Source organism: Microbacterium gorillae (assembly GCF_050990725.1).
GTDB classification, from domain to species: Bacteria; Actinomycetota; Actinomycetes; order Actinomycetales; family Microbacteriaceae; genus Microbacterium; species Microbacterium gorillae_A.
Genome location: NZ_CP158844.1, coordinates 3475256 through 3494060, shown reverse-complemented (window position 1 = coordinate 3494060; position 18805 = coordinate 3475256). Strand labels below are relative to the sequence as shown.

Annotated in this window: 16 protein-coding genes; 7 read left to right on the top strand and 9 right to left on the bottom strand. The window is 66.8% G+C overall.

Annotation, left to right across the window (positions count from 1 at the left end; translation table 11 throughout):
- Nucleotides 1-10: 10 nt before the first annotated feature.
- Nucleotides 11-775 carry a hypothetical protein gene (locus tag ABTV68_RS16165; RefSeq protein WP_433674717.1) on the bottom strand — a complete coding sequence of 255 codons (765 nt, stop codon included), beginning with the start codon at nt 773-775 and terminating at the stop codon, nt 11-13.
- A 257-nt stretch (nt 776-1032) separates the two neighbouring features.
- On the opposite strand from ABTV68_RS16165, the gene rplJ reads away from it, so the two are divergent.
- Nucleotides 1033-1521, top strand: coding sequence for a 50S ribosomal protein L10 (gene rplJ / locus ABTV68_RS16160; protein WP_231091777.1), 489 nt, complete (start codon nt 1033-1035; stop codon nt 1519-1521).
- 51 nt (nt 1522-1572) lie between these two features.
- Complete coding sequence (rplL, locus tag ABTV68_RS16155) at nt 1573-1956, top strand: 50S ribosomal protein L7/L12 (RefSeq protein WP_433674716.1); 384 nt, start codon at nt 1573-1575, stop codon at nt 1954-1956.
- A 250-nt stretch (nt 1957-2206) separates the two neighbouring features.
- Here rplL and ABTV68_RS16150 read toward each other — a convergent pair whose 3' ends face one another.
- The gene (locus ABTV68_RS16150) at nt 2207-3217 is read right to left on the bottom strand and encodes a LacI family DNA-binding transcriptional regulator (protein WP_433674715.1); all 1011 of its coding nucleotides are present in this window, start codon (nt 3215-3217) and stop codon (nt 2207-2209) included.
- A 287-nt stretch (nt 3218-3504) separates the two neighbouring features.
- On the opposite strand from ABTV68_RS16150, the gene ABTV68_RS16145 reads away from it, so the two are divergent.
- The 3 genes from ABTV68_RS16145 to ABTV68_RS16135 all read left to right on the top strand — a co-directional run bounded on the left by ABTV68_RS16145 (nt 3505) and on the right by ABTV68_RS16135 (nt 7246).
- Nucleotides 3505-4848 (top strand): ABC transporter substrate-binding protein, encoded by a 1344-nt coding sequence (locus tag ABTV68_RS16145; protein ID WP_433674714.1) that lies wholly within the window; start codon nt 3505-3507, stop codon nt 4846-4848.
- 104 nt (nt 4849-4952) lie between these two features.
- A complete protein-coding gene (locus ABTV68_RS16140) occupies nt 4953-6275 on the top strand; it encodes a carbohydrate ABC transporter permease (protein WP_433674713.1) in 1323 nt (440 codons plus the stop codon).
- On the top strand, nt 6275-7246 hold the full coding sequence (locus ABTV68_RS16135; protein ID WP_433674712.1) for a carbohydrate ABC transporter permease: 972 nt from the start codon (nt 6275-6277) through the stop codon (nt 7244-7246). Before ABTV68_RS16140 ends, ABTV68_RS16135 begins: the two co-directional genes overlap by 1 nt.
- A gap of 138 nt (nt 7247-7384) precedes the next feature.
- Here the strand turns inward: ABTV68_RS16135 and ABTV68_RS16130 are convergent, their stop codons facing one another.
- On the bottom strand, nt 7385-7969 hold the full coding sequence (locus ABTV68_RS16130; protein WP_433674711.1) for a nitroreductase family protein: 585 nt from the start codon (nt 7967-7969) through the stop codon (nt 7385-7387).
- A 285-nt stretch (nt 7970-8254) separates the two neighbouring features.
- Nucleotides 8255-9508, bottom strand: a complete 1254-nt coding sequence (locus ABTV68_RS16125; RefSeq protein ID WP_433674710.1) for a hypothetical protein — start codon at nt 9506-9508, stop codon at nt 8255-8257.
- A 380-nt stretch (nt 9509-9888) separates the two neighbouring features.
- Between ABTV68_RS16125 and ABTV68_RS16120 the strand changes: the two genes are divergently transcribed.
- Nucleotides 9889-11118: a multidrug effflux MFS transporter gene (locus tag ABTV68_RS16120; RefSeq protein ID WP_433677632.1), complete on the top strand. Its 1230-nt coding sequence runs from the start codon at nt 9889-9891 to the stop codon at nt 11116-11118.
- 45 nt (nt 11119-11163) lie between these two features.
- The gene (locus tag ABTV68_RS16115; protein WP_433674709.1) at nt 11164-11766 is read left to right on the top strand and encodes a GNAT family N-acetyltransferase; all 603 of its coding nucleotides are present in this window, start codon (nt 11164-11166) and stop codon (nt 11764-11766) included.
- An 89-nt stretch (nt 11767-11855) separates the two neighbouring features.
- On the opposite strand, the gene cydC is transcribed toward ABTV68_RS16115, so the two are convergent.
- From cydC to ABTV68_RS16090, 5 genes are all read right to left on the bottom strand, one after another.
- Entirely contained in the window at nt 11856-13526 is a 1671-nt protein-coding gene (gene cydC, locus ABTV68_RS16110; RefSeq protein ID WP_433674708.1) for a thiol reductant ABC exporter subunit CydC, read from the bottom strand.
- Nucleotides 13523-15316, bottom strand: a complete 1794-nt coding sequence (gene cydD, locus ABTV68_RS16105) for a thiol reductant ABC exporter subunit CydD (protein ID WP_433674707.1) — start codon at nt 15314-15316, stop codon at nt 13523-13525. Before cydD ends, cydC begins: the two co-directional genes overlap by 4 nt.
- A 13-nt stretch (nt 15317-15329) precedes the next feature.
- The gene (gene cydB, locus ABTV68_RS16100) at nt 15330-16340 is read right to left on the bottom strand and encodes a cytochrome d ubiquinol oxidase subunit II (RefSeq protein ID WP_433674706.1); all 1011 of its coding nucleotides are present in this window, start codon (nt 16338-16340) and stop codon (nt 15330-15332) included.
- A gap of 9 nt (nt 16341-16349) precedes the next feature.
- The gene (locus ABTV68_RS16095; protein WP_433674705.1) at nt 16350-17759 is read right to left on the bottom strand and encodes a cytochrome ubiquinol oxidase subunit I; all 1410 of its coding nucleotides are present in this window, start codon (nt 17757-17759) and stop codon (nt 16350-16352) included.
- Nucleotides 17760-17935: 176 nt separating this feature from the next.
- Nucleotides 17936-18562: an ArsR family transcriptional regulator gene (locus ABTV68_RS16090; protein ID WP_433674704.1), complete on the bottom strand. Its 627-nt coding sequence runs from the start codon at nt 18560-18562 to the stop codon at nt 17936-17938.
- Nucleotides 18563-18805: the final 243 nt, after the last annotated feature.

The following is an 18805-nucleotide window of genomic DNA, read 5'->3' as shown; positions in this document are numbered from 1 at the left end:
GGGGCCTGCGTCATGGACGCGGGTCCCTCCCGGCGTTCTCACCGGCTCTCAGACCCCGTGCGGATGAGGTGAGGCTGCGCGTCGCGAGCACGAGGGCGGTGACGCTGACAGCGCAGAGCCACACTCCGGCGGAGGTTCGAGAGATGTCCGGGGAGCCCAGGACGAGTGTCGCGATGAAGCCGATCAGAGCGATCAGCGATACCAGCGCCACGACCGCGGCGAACACCAACCGGGTGATCCGTCGCCATCCGCCCGAGATGTCGGCCGGTGCGCCCACTGCCGCCGCGTGTTCGGCCCAGCGGACGGCGCCCACGCCGAGAGTCCGGCGTGTGCGCGAGACGCGGGAGTTCAGCGTGATGAGTCCGACGATCGTTCCCACGGCCAGTCCGGCGGTGAGCAATCCCGGCACGAACCCGCGTGGTCCCAACTGCACCGCGGACACGATTCCCGCGGTGCCGAAGCCGACCAGGGCCGCGATCACACCGGCGGCGATGACCTGGAGCGTCAGCCGCCAAAGCGACCAGTACCCGTCGGCGAAGTCCCACGCGATGCGTTTCGCCTCATCGCGCTCCATCTCCGTCAGACGTGTGACCGTGTGCTCCCGCGCTCGCGGCGGGGCGTCACCCTCGAACTCCACGTCGCGCCCGGCACCGTCGGACAGCGTCTCCAGCGCGGGGAATCGGGGTGCGGGGTCGCGGGCGATGATGTCGAGGCGGCGCTGCTCTCGCTCGGTCACCTGGCCGCTGCGGACCAGGTCGAGGAACAGGTTCGCCATTCCTGCATGCTAGGTGGCTGCGGTCGATTTGGTGGGCGTCCCGCGCGCTGTTAGAGTTATCGGAGCCGAAGACCGCCGGTCGTCCTTTCGAGGATCGAAGCACTGCGAAAGCAGGGGCCCGCGCAGGTGTCATAGAGAATCTTCCCTCTGGGATCACGCTCCGTGCGCTTGCGCCGGAGCGTTTTTGTTTGCACTGCGAGCGGTCGAGGCGGACACCACGCACCCGCGTGATGTCACAAGCACATCAAGGAGTGACCATGGCGCAGAAGGATGCATCGGTCGCCGAGCTCACGAAGAACTTCGAGAACTCGAACGCCGTCCTGCTGACCGAGTACCGCGGTCTGACGGTTGCCCAGCTCAAGCAGCTGCGCAACAGCATCCGTCAGGACGCGCAGTACGCCGTGGTGAAGAACACGCTGACCAAGATCGCTGCCAACAACGCAGGGATCACCGCTCTGGACGACGACCTCAAGGGTCCGTCGGCCGTGGCATTCGTGCACGGCGACTTCGTCGCCACCGCGAAGGCTCTGCGTGACTTCGCCAAGGCCAACCCGCTTCTCGTGATCAAGGGCGGCGTCTTCGAGGGCAACACCCTCAGCGCTGCCGAGGTCGAGAAGTACGCGTCGCTGGAGAGCCGCGAGGTTCTGCTGGCGAAGGCAGCGGGAATGATGAAGGCGACGATGGGCAAGGCTGCCGCCACCATCGACGCTCTTCGCGAGAAGCTCGAGGGCGCTCAGGCCGCGTAAGCGGTCCCCGCTCTCTTTCACAAACCACAAACACTCAGTAGGAGATACATCATGGCGAAGCTCACCACCGAAGAGCTGCTCGAGCAGTTCGAGGGCCTCACGCTCATCGAACTCAGCGAGTTCGTGAAGGCGTTCGAGGAGAAGTTCGACGTCACCGCTGCCGCTCCGGTCGCCGTTGCCGGCGCCGCTGGTGCGGGCGCTGCCGCTGTCGAGGAAGAGGAGAAGGACTCCTTCGACGTCATCCTCGAGGCTGCTGGCGACAAGAAGATCCAGGTCATCAAGGTCGTCCGCGAGCTCACCTCGCTCGGCCTGGGTGAGGCCAAGGCTGTCGTCGACGGCGCTCCGAAGGCTGTCCTTGAGGGCGCCAACAAGGAGACCGCTGACAAGGCGAAGGCTGCCCTCGAAGAGGCTGGCGCGACGGTTTCCGTCAAGTAATTTCTCGAACGCTCGCCGGATCTCCGGCACACCGTTCCACGAAGGCCCCCGGTTCACTCCGGGGGCCTTCGCCGTTCCCGCCTGCCGTTCCCGCCCGCGCCGTTCCCCTGCGCCGCTCCCGCCTGCGCCGCCGTTCGCGTCCCCTGAGGCGGGTGTCATACCCGTGAGACTTCCGTCTGTGGGCGAGAACCCGCGCAGTGCGGCGATTGTCACCCACAGACGGAAGTTTCGCGGTCCGGGACGGAGCGCGTCAGTAGTCGGTGGGAGCGGCGGTAGAGTTGCGGATCACGAAGCGGGTGGGAGCCCAGATGCGGCGCGGGGGAGCGTCGGGGCTGTCGATGTGCTCCTCCAACAGTTCGACAGCCAGAGCGGCCTGCTCGCGCGGGCTCTGCCGCAGCGTCGTGAGGGCGAACATCTCGGCGTTCTCGTGGTCGTCGATGCCGACGACGCTGAGTTGCGCGGGCACGGAGATGCCCATGCGTCGCGCCGCGATGATCGAGCCGATCGCGACCTCATCGGCGACGGCGACGATCGCCGTGGGGCGGTTGCGCGCGTCGCTCAAGAGATCGACGGCCGCGTCGTAGCCGGCGGGCATGGACACCGCACAGGGGGCCAGGCGGATCGTGCTCTCCAGCCCCGCCGCACGCATCGCCGAGGCGTAGCCGGTGACGCGGTGGGCGTCGCCGAAGCTCGGCCAGGCCTTGTTCGCCTCACCGCCGAGGAACACGATGTCCGTGTGTCCCAGCGCCAGCAGATGCTCGGTCGCGATCCGGGCGGAGGCAGCGTCGTCGATCGAGACCGCGCTGTTGCCGATGTCGTAGCTCCCGATCGACACGAAGGGCTTCCCGAGCGCCGCGATGCGCTCCAGCTCCTGCTGATCGGGCTCGATGCCCACCGTGATCAATCCGTCAAATCGGCTGCGACCGAGATACGTCTCGAACACGTGGGAGCGTTCCAGGCTTCCGGGCTGTGCGGAGTAGAGGGCAAGGTCAAAACCGCGCTCCATGAGCGCTCGCTGGATGCCCTCCAGAACCTCCCCGAAGAACCAGTGATTCGCGTGCGGGACGATCACGCCGATGGTCTGCGTGCGCCCGGTGGCCAGGCTGACGGCGTTGGTCGAGGGAACGTAGCCGAGGGCGTTCGCGGCCTCCTGTACCCGCTCCTGTGTGGCGGGGGAGACATAGCCGCGGCCACTCAGAGCGCGACTCGCGGTGGATTTCGACACGCCCGCGCGGCGTGCCACTTCGGCGATTCCACTCATCGCACGCCCTCCGCTTTCCGTTCTCGCAGACCCCGATCGCGGTCCGTGTCGGTCAACTGTAATCCATACCAGCACTGATGTGGAACCGGTTGTGAAGCCTGTTCTCAGCGCCGGGAGTGTCGAAGTGCATTTGGGAGCGCTCCCGCGGACCGGTTTGGGCGGTTATCGAGTTGTGACTTCCCAAATGTTGTGATTCGCGCCGCAACCGACTACGTTCGCCTGGAAGCGGTTCCTGATTGAACCCGAGCGCGAGGAAGAGCTCCCCGCGCGATCCAAAGGAGGAACGAATGGGCATGTCTCAGCGACGTCGGGTGCTTGCACCCCTGGCCTTCGCAGGCATCCTCGGTCTCGCACTCGCGGGCTGTGCCGAGAGCGACGGCGGCACCGGCGGAGGCTCCGGCAGCGGAGACGGCGGCTCGACCAAGACCGTCCGCATCTCGGGCGGTATCACCGGCTCCGAGGCGGACGACCTCAACGCATCGTTCGAGCAGTTCACCAAGGACACCGGCATCACGGTCGAGTACACCGGTGACAAGAGCTTCGAGGGAAACATCGTCACGAAGGTGACCGGTGGCGACGCACCCGACATCGCCATCGTCCCGCAGCCCGGTCTGCTGAAGACCCTCGTCGAGACCGGCAAGGTCCTGGCGGCGCCGGATGCCGTCTCGACGGCTGTTGACGAGAACTGGTCTGAGGACTGGAAGAGCTACGGCACGTTCGACGGCACGTTCTACGCTGCGCCGATGCTCGCCAACCTCAAGGGCTACGTCTGGTACTCGCCGGCGAAGTTCGAGGAGTGGGGTGTCGAGGTCCCCAAGACGTGGGACGAGCTGATGACGCTCACGAAGACCATCCAGGAGAAGACCGGTGCGGCTCCCTGGTGCGCCGGCTTCGCCTCGGGCGACGCCTCCGGATGGCCGGGCACCGACTGGATCGAGGACCTCGTTCTTCGCCAGGCCGGCCCCGACGTCTACGACAAGTGGGTCTCCGGTGACGTGAAGTTCACCGACCCTGACATCGAGAAGGCCTTCGACGCCGTGGGCACGATCCTGAAGGACCCGAACTACGTCAACGCCGGTTTCGGTGATGTCAAGAGCATCAACTCCACCGCGTTCGCGGACGTGGCCGCCAAGGTCGCTGACGGCTCGTGCGCTCTGACGCACCAGGCGTCGTTCCTCTCGGCCAACTTCCTCGACGTGAAGAACGCCGCGGGTGAGACGCCGACGGTCGCCGCTGACGGCGACGTGTACGCGTTCATCCTGCCGGGTGTGACCGAGGGTGCGCTCCAGGTCGAGGGTGGTGGCGAGTTCGTCGCCGGCTTCTCCGACGACGAGTCCACCCAGAAGGTGCTCGAGTTCATGGCCTCGCCCGAGTTCGCTGACGCCCGCGTCAAGCTCGGTGGCGTGATCTCGGCCAACAAGAACGCCGACCCGACGCTGGCCTCCAGCGAGTTCCTGCAGGACGCCATGAAGACGCTCCAGGACGAGAACACGGTGTTCCGTTTCGACGCGTCCGACCTGATGCCGGCCACCGTGGGCTCCGGCTCGTTCTGGAAGGGCATGGTCGACTGGATCGACGGCAAGGACACCAAGACGGTGTTGAGCGACATCCAGGCCGGTTACGAGAACTAATCTGATCGCAACCCGCTGAGTGGATGCGGGGTCGGGTCCTGGGGGCCCGGCCCCGCATCTCTCAGCACCGACCGAGTGCGCCGAAGCACTCAGAAGGGGTCTCCATGTCCCAGCAGACCGCCGTCAGTCCGCCGACGACGACGCACGGGACCGACGCGAAGGGGCGCGCGCTCACCCGCACCCTCGTCGTCATCGGTTTCGCCATCATCGTCGCGCTCTTCCTCGTGCTGATCTTCAGCGCCCCCGTGGAGGATCCCAAGCGGATCTCCATCGGGTTCTCTCTCAACCAGCTGTTCGTCTGGATGGGTGGTCTTCACCCGCTCCTGCAGATTCCGATCATCCTGGTGATCTTCGCCGCCGTCGTCGGTATCGTCCTCGTCCTGATCGAGTTCGCTCCCCGCCCGGGGCGCGGCTACATGATCATGCGACTCGTCGCGTGCCTCGCGATCCCGGTGCTCGGCTTCATGCTGCTGCGCCCGTACTCCAATGCGGTGTTCTACGTCGTCGCCATCGCGCTGCTCGCGGGAGCTCTGCTCTTCTTCGCCGACTTCCGTTCCCGTCAGGGGGCCGGCTACCTGTTCCAGCTGATCCTGTTCATGACTCCCGCGGCGCTGATGCTGCTGCTCGGCCTCATCTACCCGGCCGTCTCGACGTTCTTCAAGTCGTTCTTCGACAAGAAAGGCGCGGAGTTCGTCGGCCTGGACAACTACGTGTGGGTTTTCACGAACTCGGCCGGATGGGTCTCGGTGGTCAACACCCTGATCTGGGCCGTTCTCGCCCCCACCATCTCGGTGGTCATCGGACTGGCCTACGCCGTCTTCATCGACCGTGCCCGCGGCGAGAAGGTGCTCAAGGTCCTGGTCTTCATGCCCGTCGCGATCTCGTTCGTGGGTGCGGGCATCATCTGGAAGTTCATGTACGACTACCGCCAGGGCGACCAGCTCGGTCTGCTCAACGCGATCGTCACACTGTTCGGCGGAGATCCGGTGAACTGGCTGGCGGTCAAGCCGCTGATCAACACCCTGATGCTGCTGATCGTGTTCATCTGGACGCAGACCGGATTCGCCATGGTGATCCTCTCCGCCGCCATCAAGGCCGTTCCGACCGAGCAGCTGGAGGCCGCGCAGCTGGATGGCACCAACGCGTGGCAGCGCTTCACCAACGTGACCGTCCCAGGCATCCGCTCGTCGCTGATCGTCGTGCTCACCACGGTGACGATCGCCTCGCTGAAGGTGTACGACATCGTGGCCGTGATGACCGGTGGTCGTGATGACACCACCGTGCTCGGCTTCGAGATGGTCAACCAGCAGCAGCGGTTCCAGAGCTACGGACACTCCTCGGCGCTGGCCGTGGTGCTGTTCCTGTTCGTGCTGCCGCTGATCATCTACAACGCCCGATCGATGCGCAAGCAGAGGGAGATCCGCTGATGAGTGCCACGCAAGCCGTCATCACGGCCGACAACCGGACCAAGCGTCAGGTCGCGCGCGACACTCGTCGCAACGAGGCGATCGCCCAGAAGAAGCTGACGTCCAAGGGCGCCACGATCGCGGCCATCATCATCGCGATCTTCTGGACGATTCCGACCTTCGGCCTGTTCGTCACGTCGTTCCGTCCGGGTGCGGACACCCAGTCCACGGGTTGGTGGACTGTGTTCACCAACCCGGGATTCACCCTGGAGAACTACGTCGAAGCGCTGACCGCGGGTGGGACCTCCACCACGCTGGCATCGGCGTTCATCAACTCGCTGGCGATCACGATCCCGGCGACGGTGTTCCCGATCGTCATCGCGGCACTGGCCGCCTACGCGTTCGCCTGGATCGACTTCAAGGGTCGCAACCTGCTGTTCGTGTTCGTGTTCGCGCTGCAAATCGTGCCGCTGCAGATGGCCCTGGTGCCGCTGCTGAGCCTGTTCTCCGAGGGGCTCACGCTCAACGGCGTGCAGATCTTCCCCGGCTTCGGGCTCAACGATGTGAGCTACTCCTTCGCCCGTGTGTGGATCGCGCACGCGATCTTCGCGCTGCCGCTGGCGACGTTCATGCTGCACAACTTCATCTCGGAGATTCCAGGTGAGGTCGTGGAGGCGGCACGCGTCGATGGTGCCGGTCACGGCCAGGTGTTCTTCCGGATCATCCTGCCGCTGGCCATGCCGGCGATCGCCTCGTTCGGCATCTTCCAGTTCCTCTGGGTCTGGAACGATCTGCTCGTCGCGACGATCTTCGCCTCGCCGGGTGCCCTGCCGATCACGCAGGCGTTGAACTCGCTGTCGGGAACCTGGGGCAACAGGTGGTTCCTGCAGTCCGCGGGAACGTTCATCTCGATCATCGTCCCGTTGATCGTGTTCTTCGCCCTGCAGCGCTTCTTCGTCCGCGGCCTTCTGGCCGGTGCGACGAAGGGCTGAACGCACACACAACGACAATGCCCGCCGGCTCCACGGAGCCGGCGGGCATTGTCGTCTGCTCCCCGGTGGTACCAGTCACGCGGGTCGCTCAGCAGGTCGTCCTGATCAGGGACGCGTCAGGCCGGAGACCTGACCGGTTCAGTCGTTGACGATGAGGGCATCTGCGATCGGGCGGCGCTCGCGCGGTGCGTTCTCGCGCTGCTGCAGCTCCTCCGACGCGGTGCGGATGTCGCCGAGCTCGCCGACGGCCATGACCGAGATCGGCGTGAAGTCGTCGCTCAGGTCGAACGCGGCCGAGATCGCGGCACGGTCGAATCCGCCCATCTGGTGAGTGGAAAGGCCGTTGGCGTGCGCCTGCACGGTGAAGTGCGCGGCAGCCTGGCCGGTGTCGTAGAGGGCCCAGGTCATCGGCTTGTCGTCGCGGGTGGTCTCTGCCACGAACACGACGAGCAGCGCGGCGTCGCCGGCCCACGCGCTGTTGAAGCCGGCGAGGGTGCCGAGAACCTTCGCATGGGCGTCGGAACCGCGGCGGGCCACGATCACACGCCACGGCTGGGTGTTGGCGGCGGTCGGCGCCCAGCGGGCGGCCTCGAGCGCGCTGGCCAGGGCGTCCTCGTCGATCGTCGAGGTCGCGTCGAAGATGCGTGTGCTCCAGCGCTCGGCGAGAACGTCGAGGATCGGGGCGTCGGTGACCGCGGTGCGGCCGGAGGTGGGGGTGCTCATGGGGATGAGGCCTTTCGGATCGATGTTCTGACACGGGACCTCGTCGTCCGTCTGGAGGGTCCAACGATCCATACGGGCGAATATTCCCGTGAGTCGTCGTCGGTCTCCCATCGGGGAGATGCGGACGCAGAAGGGCGCGCTCGCTCTGCAAAATTCCGCGCTCGTTCCAAGATTCCGCGCTCGTTCCGCAAGATTCCGCGCTCGCTCTGCAACATTCCGCGCTCGTTCTGCAACATTCCGCGCTCGCTCTGCAAGATTCCGCGCTCGCTCCACGTCGGAACGACATCATTCCTCGTGCATCAAGGCTCGTGCGGCGGCGATCAGCTCTTCCAGAGAGCCCGCGACGAACGGCGACGGCATGCCGTAGTAGCGGTGTGCGTCCTCCACCTCGTAGCCCCCCTCCGCATAGGCGTCGCGGTTGGGCAAGTAGCCCGGAACACCGTCTGAATACCCCAGCACGAACACTGGATCGGAGGTGCTCGATCGAAGAAGATCCGCCGCAACGAGGAAGGGCTCCCCGGGGAGCGTCACGATGCGGACGGCGCCGATGCGCGTGCAGCTGATGCGGCCGAGCCAATGGCTGGGCGGGTCGGTGGGGAGCGAGTCCGCCCACGCGATCCAGATGTCGAGCAGCGCACGCAGGCCGGACGACGCTGACCGCCGCTCGCGGAGCCAGCGTTCGCGCTGTCGAGCGATGACATCGCGATCGACGGGAGCGAGTTCCGGCGCCACCGTGGCGGATGAGAATCGCACGGCGTCGACCGCGACGTCATGCTCCGCCGCTTCGAGCAGGGCGCGGGCGATCCGTTGACCGCGTGCCGCGGCGGTGGCGAAGTCTCGCCCTGAGGTGACGTCGGCGTGGAATGACGCGGACGCAGCGTGTCCGTCGTTGACATCACCGGCAGCGCCCGTCAGGAATACGCACAGTGCGCCGCCGAGTGCGGCCTCCACCTCGTCTCGCAACGCGGCCACGTGGTCGGCGCTGACCTGAGTGTTCGCCGCACCCAGCACGACGGGATGACAGGGGTAGGTGACGAGGGAGGCAACGGCCGTCCCGTCGGTCACATCACGAAAGACGAGGCCCTGTACGGGAGGATCGATGACGGCGTCGAGGTGTCGTCGATCCCGTGCGACTCCCACACCGGTCGCCTCCCGCGCCCCGACGCGACAGACACGCGTGGCAGCGAGCGATCGCCTGCCGGTGTCTGCGGCCGCCCGCTCGACATCGACGCGAACGGCGGGGTCGTCGATGCCGACGCGACCGCGCGCAATGCAGGGCCCGGAGTGCGTGTGCGTTGCGGCGATGACCGCGTCGGTAGCGCCCGCCGCGATGAGTTGTCCGCGGATCGCATCGCAGGAGTCCTCGTGCAGAGCACAGCAGTCGACGGCGATGAACACGACACCGTCGATCGCGAGTGCTCGGACGGTCAGCGGATCGTGGATTCCGGTCGCTCCGCTCGTCCGTGCGGCGTATCCGCTCATCCTCGTTCCCGTGGGAACAGGGACGTCCGTTCGTGCCGCACCGACCTTCACGGTCATGAGTGATCTCCCCGACTCGGCGATGTGATCCGCGTCGCGCTGACGGGCACGCCTCCGACCGTACGCCTGTCGGCGCGTGCGTGCTCGCCGCCTCACGCCCGGCGCGGAGGAGGAGTAGAGTTGATCAGTCGACCTCGAATCGATTCGAGCTGTTTGGCCGATCGCCGCGCCCGCCCCCTCTGCTGGAAGATCCCGTGACCTCTCACAACGACCCTGCCTCTGCGTCCCCGGAATCCGCCCTCCCCGAATCAGAACTGCGCGAGGGGGAGACCCGCACGTCGACGGGGTCAATCCGCACGCTGACCGGGTCGATCCGCCTGCCGTCGTCGCCCACCGCCGCTATTCGGACGCTGGGGTCGAACCCCGCGACGGCGCCGATCATGCTGCACCCCGGCGACGCCATCTCCCCCCGACGCCGGGTGCTCTACGTTCTGCTGCTGGGCGCGCTCACTGCGCTCGGTCCCTTCACCGTCGACCTGTACCTTCCGGCATTCGTGCAGCTGGAGCACGACTTCGATGCCACGGCCGCGGCCATTCAGCTCACGCTCACGGGCACGATGCTCGGCTTCGGCCTGGGCCAGCTGATCGTGGGACCGTTGAGCGACAAGGTGGGTCGGCGTGTCCCGCTGCTCGTGGTTACGGCCTTGCACGTCGCCGCGTCGATCTGCGCCGTCATCGCGCCAACCCTCCTGCTGCTCGGCGTCACACGCGTGGTGATGGGGATGGGGGCCGCCGCGGGCGGCGTCGTGGCGATGGCGATCGTGCGCGACCTGTTCGGTGGGCGGCGCCTCGTGATCATGCTTTCTCGGCTCGCGCTGGTCTCGGGCGTGGCACCGGTGATCGCGCCGCTCATCGGGTCAGCGCTGCTCACGGTGATGCCCTGGCGCGGGATCTTCGTGTTCCTCGCCGCCTACGGCGTGCTGATGTTCGTGTGCTCGATCTTCTTCCTGCCCGAGACCCTGCCGAAGGAGCGGCGCCAGGGCAAGGGCTCCAGCACCATCTGGCAGCGGTACGCCAGCGTCTTCAGCGACCGCGTCTTCATCGGCGTGCTGATCATCGGGGCGATGACCTTCAGCGGCCTGTTCTCCTACCTGTCCGCCTCGAGCTTCCTCTTCCAGCAGACCTATGGCTTCGAGCCGCTGCAGTACGGCATGCTGTTCGCCGCCAACTCCGTCGGTCTCGTCATCGGCAACCAGATCGCCTCGCGGCTGGCCGCACGGATCGGTCCGCAGTGGGTGCTGGCGGGTTCCACCATCGCGATGCTGTTGGGTGGGTTCGGCATCGTCGTGTGCGACCTGCTGAACCTCGGCATGTGGGGAACGATCATCCCGCTGTTCTTCTTCATGTCCGCCTGCGGATTCACCTTCCCGTGCGTGCAGGTGCTGGCCCTCGACCGGCATGGCAAGGCCGCCGGGACCGCGGCGAGCGTGCTGGGGATGTCGAACAGCGTCATCGCCGCGCTGGTGTCGCCGCTCGTCGGGCTCATCTCGACCGACGCCGGCATCACGCCCACCACCATGGCGGCCGTCATGGTGGGCTGTGCGGTGATCGGGATCCTCGCGCTGTGGTTCATCGTGCGCCCCCGCACGGTGGCGATGCTGACGCCGTGATGGACCGCTTCCTCGTCTTCCGCTGCGTGCTGAAAGGATGAGAGCATGACCGCTCGCACCATTCGCCCCTATCGCGACTCCGACCGCTCCGCCATGTCCGAGATCTGCGTGAAGACCGGAGATTCCGGGGCCAACGCGGAGGGACTGTATCGCCACGATTCCCTGCTCGGTGACATCTACGCGGTGCCGTATGTGGAGCGTCATCCTGATCTCGCGTTCGTCATCGACGACGGCGCCGGCCGGGCCATCGGCTACGTGATCGCCACCGACGACACCGAGTCGTTCAATCGCTGGTTCCACGACGAGTGGTGGCCGTCGGTGCGTGACACGTACGCGGGCGACGAGGTGGCCGAGCGTGACGCGGCGATGCTGGCGGGCGCCGAACGGGTCGGCACGGAGCCCATCGAGTACGCGGCGGAGTACCCGGCGCACCTGCACATCGACATCCTCCCCGAGGGGCAGGGCGGGGGTCTTGGACGTGGCCTCATCGAGGCGATGGAGGCGGAGCTGCGGCGACGCGGCGTTCGAGGTCTGCACTTCGTGGCGTCGTCGCGCAACGAGAACGCGCTCGGCTTCTACGACCGACTCGGCTTCACCCGGCTGCCGTCGGCGCCAGGATCGCAGGCGTTCGGCCGGCGTTTCGACTGAACCAGAAGCGGCGGGGCGGGCCTACGCCAGTTCATCGCGCCTACGCCAGTTCATCGCGCCGGCGTCAGATCATCCTGGTCACGCCGAACTCACTGAACCAGTCTGCCGTCCTCCAGCCGCAGCGCGCGATCGATGAGTTCGGCGGGCACGTCGACGTGCGAGATGAGGACGACCGCGCGGTCGTTTTCTCCCGCGGACGCACCGAGCAGGTCCCGCAGCAGCGCGTCGGACATGGCCGGATCCACCCCCGCAGTGGGCTCGTCCAGGACGAGGACATCCACGTCGTGCAGCAGGGCGCGAGCCAGCGCGAGTCGCTGGGCCTGACCACCAGACACGAGCGCACCACGCTCGCCCACGCGCGCGTCGAGTCCGCCCCGCTGGCGTAGCCAGTCGCTGAGGCCTACGCGCTCCAACGCGGCTTCCAACTCGGCATCGGACGCGTCGGGACGAGCGAACAGCAGGTTCTGCCGGATGTCCTCGTCGAACAGGTGCGGCTGCTGCTCGCTCATCCCTATGGTGCGGCGGATCGCCGAACCGGCGACGTCATGAACATCCGCTCCGCCGACGGTGAAGCTGCCGCGGCTCTCAAGGAAACGCACGAGCACGTGCGCGAGCGTCGACTTCCCCGCGCCGCTCGGTCCCGTGACCAGGATGCGCTCGCCGGGAGCGATATCCAGGTCCAGGCCACGCAGCACATCCCGTCCCGTACCGTCCGGCCATCCGGCCCGGACATCGCGCAGGCGCACACCGGTCCCGATCGGGACGTCGCCCTCGGGGTCCTCTGGCAGATCCGGAGCCAGCTCAGCGGGCAGCTCGGCAGGAAGCAGCGAGGCGAGCCGTCCCGCCGCGGAGTGCACGCGCCGCCACGACGAAGCTGCCAGCGGCACCGCGGCAAATGTCTCGAACACGACCATCGGCACGAGCGCCACCACCGCCAGCCACGCCCCGGACGCCGGGTCGGTGATGGTGGGTGCGGTGACGGCCACGGCCGCAAGTGAGGCGATTCCCGCGAGGGCGGACAGGACGGCAGACGACGCCCCCTGCGCGCTCGTCGTGCGGGTGACCAGCCGGCGTAGCGACTGATCGGCGGTCAGCACCTCCGCGCGGGCGCGCTCTTCCGCGCCGTAGGCGACCAGCACGTCGAAGCTGCCGATGTAGTCGGTGAGGGCGCTGGTCAGTCGGGCGCGGGCGGGCGCGATCTGGCGTTCCGCACGGGAGCCTGCCAACCATCCCCAGCCGACCGCGGCGAGGGCGGCAGCCAGCAGGCAGACGGCCAGGGTGAGACCGGCGGCGGGGCGAATGATCGAGATCACGACCACCGATCCGATAGCCGTGAGCGAGCCGATCACGACCGGCTGAACGACGCGAAGCGGCAGGTTCTGCAGCTCTTCGACATCGTCGACAAGGCTCGACAGCACCGAACCCCGATCGGTGCGCGAGATCCCGTCGGGTGCGAGCGGCACGAGTCGGCGCATCAGATCGGACCGCGTGGTCGCCAGCTGCCGGAGCGCCGCATCATGGCCGGTGAGGCGTTCCAGGTAGCGGAACACGGCGCGGGAGACGGCGAAGAAACGCACGCCGACGATCGCGATGTTGAGGGTTACGAGGGTGTCGGTGACGGAAGCGCTGACGATCAACCACCCGCTGCATGCGAGCAGTGCGACCGCTGCGGCCGCCGACGCCAGCCCCCACAGCACTCCGGGCAGGAAGCGGCGAAGCGGCGGCTGTGCGATGCGCAGCACGTCACGTGTCGTGGTCATCGCGGCACCTCCGTGTTCGTCGTTTCCCAGCTTCCCGCCGCGGTCGGTGTCCTCAGGCCGATGGCCTGGTCCGCGACGGCCTCGGCGGACGCGCGGTGAGACACGAGAACGATGGTCGCGCCGGCGTCCGCTACCGCGCGCAGTCGGTGCCAGAGACGTGCTTCCGTCTCGGCGTCCAGCGCCGAAGAGGGTTCGTCCAGTGCGATGACGCGCGCGTGTCCGCGGCGGTAGCGATACAGCGCTCGCGCCACCGCGACCCGCTGTGCCTGTCCGCCGGACAGTCCTGCGCCCTGCACACCGAGCTCCTGATCGGGGTCGAGGTCTTCGGCGCAGGCGGCCTGCATCGCCCAGGCCATCGCATCATCGTCTCGATCGTCGCCCAACGCGACGTTCGCCGCGATCGTCCCGGCGATCAGTCCCGGGCGTTGTCCTGCCCACGCGAGCCACGTCGTGGACTCCAGCCGTCGCACGTCCATCCCGTCGATGCTGATGCGGCCCTCGTAGTCCGCGGCGGAGCGCAGCGCGGCCAAGAGGCTCGACTTGCCGGCACCGGAGGGGCCGTGCAGGACGGTGAGCGAACCAGGGGACGCCGTGAAGGACACCGGAGGCAACAGGACGTCGCGGCTCACGCGGACGTCTCGCAGTTCGAGGCGCGCGCCTGCGTGCCCGGCACGCTGAACGCCGGTCGGCACCGACGCTCCTTCCGGACCCGGCACGGTCTCTGCATCGCCCGACACAGTTTCTGCCTCGCCCGTTACGGTCTCTGCTTCGCCCGGCACTGCCCCGTCCGGTATCTCCCTGGCTTCCTCCGGCACCAGCACCGCTTCGTCCAGCACGGCGAACACGTCGTTGGCGGCGGCTACGCCTTCGGTCGCGGCGTGGAACTGCACGCCCACTTGCCGGAGAGGCAGGAACGTGTCCGGAGCGAGCAGCAGCACGAACAGCCCCACCGCGAGCGTCATCTCGCCGCCCAGCAGGCGCAGACCGATCGAGACGGCGATGATGGCGACGGAGATCGACGCGATGAACTCCAACATGAAGCCGCTGAGGAACGTGATCCGCAGCACCTTCATCGTCTCCCGGCGATACCCGTCAGAGATCGCGCCCATGGATGCGACCGCCTTGCGTTCGCGCCCGAACAGACGAAGCGTTCCGAGGCCCTCGACCGTGTCGGCGAATCGCGCGGCGAGGTGCTGCAAGGTGTCCCACTGCTTGCGCTGGACGGCCTGAGTCGCCCAGCCGATGAGGGTCATGAAGATCGGGATGAGAGGCAGGCACAGGGTGGCGGTCAGCCCGCTCACCCAGTCCTGCCACCAGATCACGGCCAGCAGGATCGGCGTGACGATCGCGGTGGCGATCAGCTGGGGGAGGAAGCGTCCGACGTACACATCGAGCGCTTCGAGGCCATGACCTGCGGTGACGGTGAGGCGCGCGGAGTTCTGCCGTGCGAGCCACGCCGGCCCGAGCCGGCGGATCGCTGAGAGCATCGCGGTGCGCAGTTCCGAGCCGATGCGCGAGCTTGCGCCCGCCGCCGTGCGCTCGGAGGCCCAGACCAGCAGGGCGCGCACCAGCACGACAGCCCCCAACATCACCAGGTCCTGCCCGAGCGCGGCGGTGACACCGTGATCGACCACGCCCGTGATCGCCGATGTCAAGAACCAGGCGAAGCCCAGCGTGCACAGCGCTTGGGCGAAGGAGATGGCACCGGCGAGCGCGAGGAACCCGCGACTGCTGCGTGCGTAACGCAGCAGTCGCGGGTCCACGGGTCCCCGGCGGGGTGTGTCCGTCATCGAGGTTCCGGCATCAGTGGGCGGCCGCCGCTTCGATCGAGGCGCGCGTCACGCGCTTGCGGAAGACCCAGTAGGTCCAGCCCTGGTACAGCAGCACGAGCGGCAGGAAGACGAGCGCGGCCCAGCTCATGATCTGCAGCGTGTACGGCGAGGACGAGGCGTTCTCGATCGTGAGGCTGTTGGTGGCGGGATCGATGGTCGAAGGCAGCACGTTCGGGAACAGCGATGCGAACAGCGCGATCACCGCCAGCGCGATCGTGGCGGCACCGAACGCAAAGGCCCAGCCCTCACGGCCGCGCAGGTTCATCACCACGGAGGCGATGAGCGCCACGGCAGCAGCGGCGGACAGCACCAATCCTGCGATCGAGAAGTGCGCAATCACCGTCCACACGAGGAACGCGGCGGCCACGACGATCGAGATGAGCCCAGCACGGGTGGCCAGCTTCTGCGCGTTGGTGCGCAGCTCGCCGTCCGTCTTCAGCGCGACGAAGGTGACGCCGTGCGTGAAGAACAGCAGCAGCGTGGTGAGCCCGCCGAGCAGCGCATAGGGGTTGAGCAGGGTGAACAGGGTGCCGGTGAAGTTGTGGTCGGCATCCAGCGGCACACCCTGCACGATGTTGGCGAAGGCCACACCCCAGAGGAGGGCGGGGACGGCGGAACCCACGACGATCATCGTGTCGAAGCCCCGCTTCCACTTCGCGCTGTCGCGCTGGTGGCGGTACTCGAACGAAACGCCGCGCAGGATGAGCGCGAGCAGGATGAGCAGCAGGGCCAGATAGAACCCGCTGAACAGCGACGCATACCACTCCGGGAAGGAGGCGAACAGGCACGCACCCGCCACAATCACCCAGGTCTCGTTGAGGTCCCACACCGGGCCGATCGTGTTGATCACGTGGCGGCGCGAGACGTCGTCCTTGCCGAGGAAGGGGAGGGACATGCCCACGCCGAAGTCGAAGCCGTCGAGGACGAAGTAGCCCACGAACAGCGCGGCGACGATCCAGAACCACAGAGTCTGAAGATCCATGATGACCCCTTAGTAGACGACCGACGCGAGCGGCTTGTCGTCGACCGGTTGCTCCGTGTCGTCGATGCCCGTCTTGGCGGCCTTGATGATGAGTCCGAATTCGACCACCGCGAGGGCGGCGTAGATGGCGGTGAAGGCGATCAGCGAGATCAGCACCTCGACGCCGGAGACGTTCGGTGAGACTCCGTCCTGTGTCGTCATGAGCCCGAACACGAGCCACGGCTGACGCCCCATCTCCGTGAAGACCCAGCCCACCAGCGAAGCCAGCAGCGACAGGGGAGCGGAGAAGATCGCGATGTTCCACATCCACTTCTGGACGGGCTTCGCGTTCTTGCGGGTGATCCAGAGGCCCACCACTGCGACCAGCGCGTGCGCCATGCCGAGGCCGATCATCCAGCGGAACGCCCAGTAGGTGACCCAGAGGATCGGGCTGAAGTCGGTGAGACCGGTGTCTGCGAAGCGCACGCCGTATTCGGCGTTGAGGTCGCGGATGCCTTCCACGCAGCCGTCGAACGTGTGCGTGGACAGGAAGCTCAGCAGGTACGGAACTCGCACCGAGAACAGCTCGCTGGAGCCGTCCGGGGTGCCGAGCGTGAAGATCGAGAAGGAGGCGTTCGCCCCGCACGCGCTGTTGAAGAGGGCTTCAGCCGCGGCCATCTTCATCGGCTGGGTCTCCACCATGACAAGGCCCAGCTGGTCGCCCGTGAGCACCGTGCCGGCGACGGCGACGAGCATGCCCCAGAGCCCGAACTTCAGGCTGGAACGGAATGCGGCCGTGTGGTTGCCGTGCTTGAGGTGATACGCGGAGACCGCGATGATGATGCCGGCGGCGAACATGAAGGCGCCGAAGATCGTGTGGGGGAAGGCGCGTAGCGCGACCGGGTTGGTCATGAGCGCCAGGAAGTCGACCAGTTCGGCGCGTCCGGTCACCTCGTTGATCTCGTAACCCACGGGGTTCTGCATGAACGAGTTGGCGGCGAGGATGAAGTACGCCGACAGGACCGAGCCGACGGCTGTCGCCCAGATGGTCAGCAGGTGGATCTTCGGGGGCAGCTTGTTCCAGCCGAAGATCCAGAGACCGATGAAGGTCGCCTCGAAGAAGAAGGCCAACAGGCCCTCGAACGCGAGCGGTGCGCCGAAGACGTCACCGACGAAGCGCGAGTAGTCCGACCAGTTCATGCCGAACTGGAACTCCTGCACGATTCCGGTGACCACACCCATCGCGAAGTTAATGAGGAAGATCTTGCCGAACAGTCGCGTCAGGTGCAGCCACTTCACATCCGCCGTGCGCGTCCAGATCGTCTGGAAGATCGCGACGACGACCACCATTCCGATCGTGAAGGGCACGAAGAGGTAGTGGTAAACGGTCGTGAGACCGAATTGCCAGCGCGCCAGCGCCAGCGGATCGAGCAGTTCCATGGGAACGACCTCCGTGTCGTGCGCGGGCGTGTCTTACCCACGCTCTTCGACCACGATAGGCAGTCTTTCAAACGGGATTCTCAGCTTCGGGCCGTGAATAACCGAAGCGCGCCGGATTTCGGGATGAACGATTCAACTGATCAGGAAAACCCCTGATCGGGTTGTCTATTCGATTCTCAGGAATCGGTGGGTGTTGCGGCGGTACGCAGGAGCTGGATGACGCAGTCGCCGGGGTTGCAGGCGGGGTGCATGCCCTCGACGACGAGCGGGCCGCCGGCCTCGGCAAGGACGCTCTGGATCAGCGACATATGAACCCCGCAGCGGGCGGCCGACAGAGCGTCGGACGCGTGCAGGCACGGGGTGAGATCCACGGTGAGGTGCTGCTCGTCGACGATGGGGTCGAACCCGCTGTCTTCGAGGTGCTCCGTGATGGCGTCGAGCTGGTGCAGCTCCTCCGTGGTCAGACCCTCGGGAATCGTCTCCGGCATGACGCGCCGCATGAGGTCGCCGTGCTCTGCCGCCTGCCGTGCCTTCTCCCGGATGATCGGGCTCGACGCACCGCGCTGGCCGGTCGCCGCACGGTAGAGGGTGCGAGGACGGCCGCGGGTGGTGCGGTGCTCGGTCTCGGCGAGGACGAATCCGCTCTCCATGAGGCGCTGCAGATGCTCACGCACCGTGTTCGGGTGGAGGCCGGTGGCGCTCGTGAGATCGTCGATGGTGCGATCGGCTCCTTCGAGGAGCATCGCCAGGATGCGAACGCGCGATTCGCTGGAGATCGGACTGTAGCCATGGGGCGTGGCCATGACTCCAGCATGGCAGACGAAGATGAGAAACGGGTCGATCATGTCGGTGATGTGAGTTGTCCCGCGTGGTCCGGTGTCGTGTTCGGTGGAAGGCGATGTGGATCGGTTCGTGCGTGTCGGTGACGCGGGTTGTTCGGCGTGGTCTGGTGTCGTGTTCGGTGGAAGAAGTGGACCGGTTCGTGCGTCTCGGTGACGTGGGTTGTTCCGCGTGGTCTGGTGTCGTGTTCGGTGGAAGATGTGGAC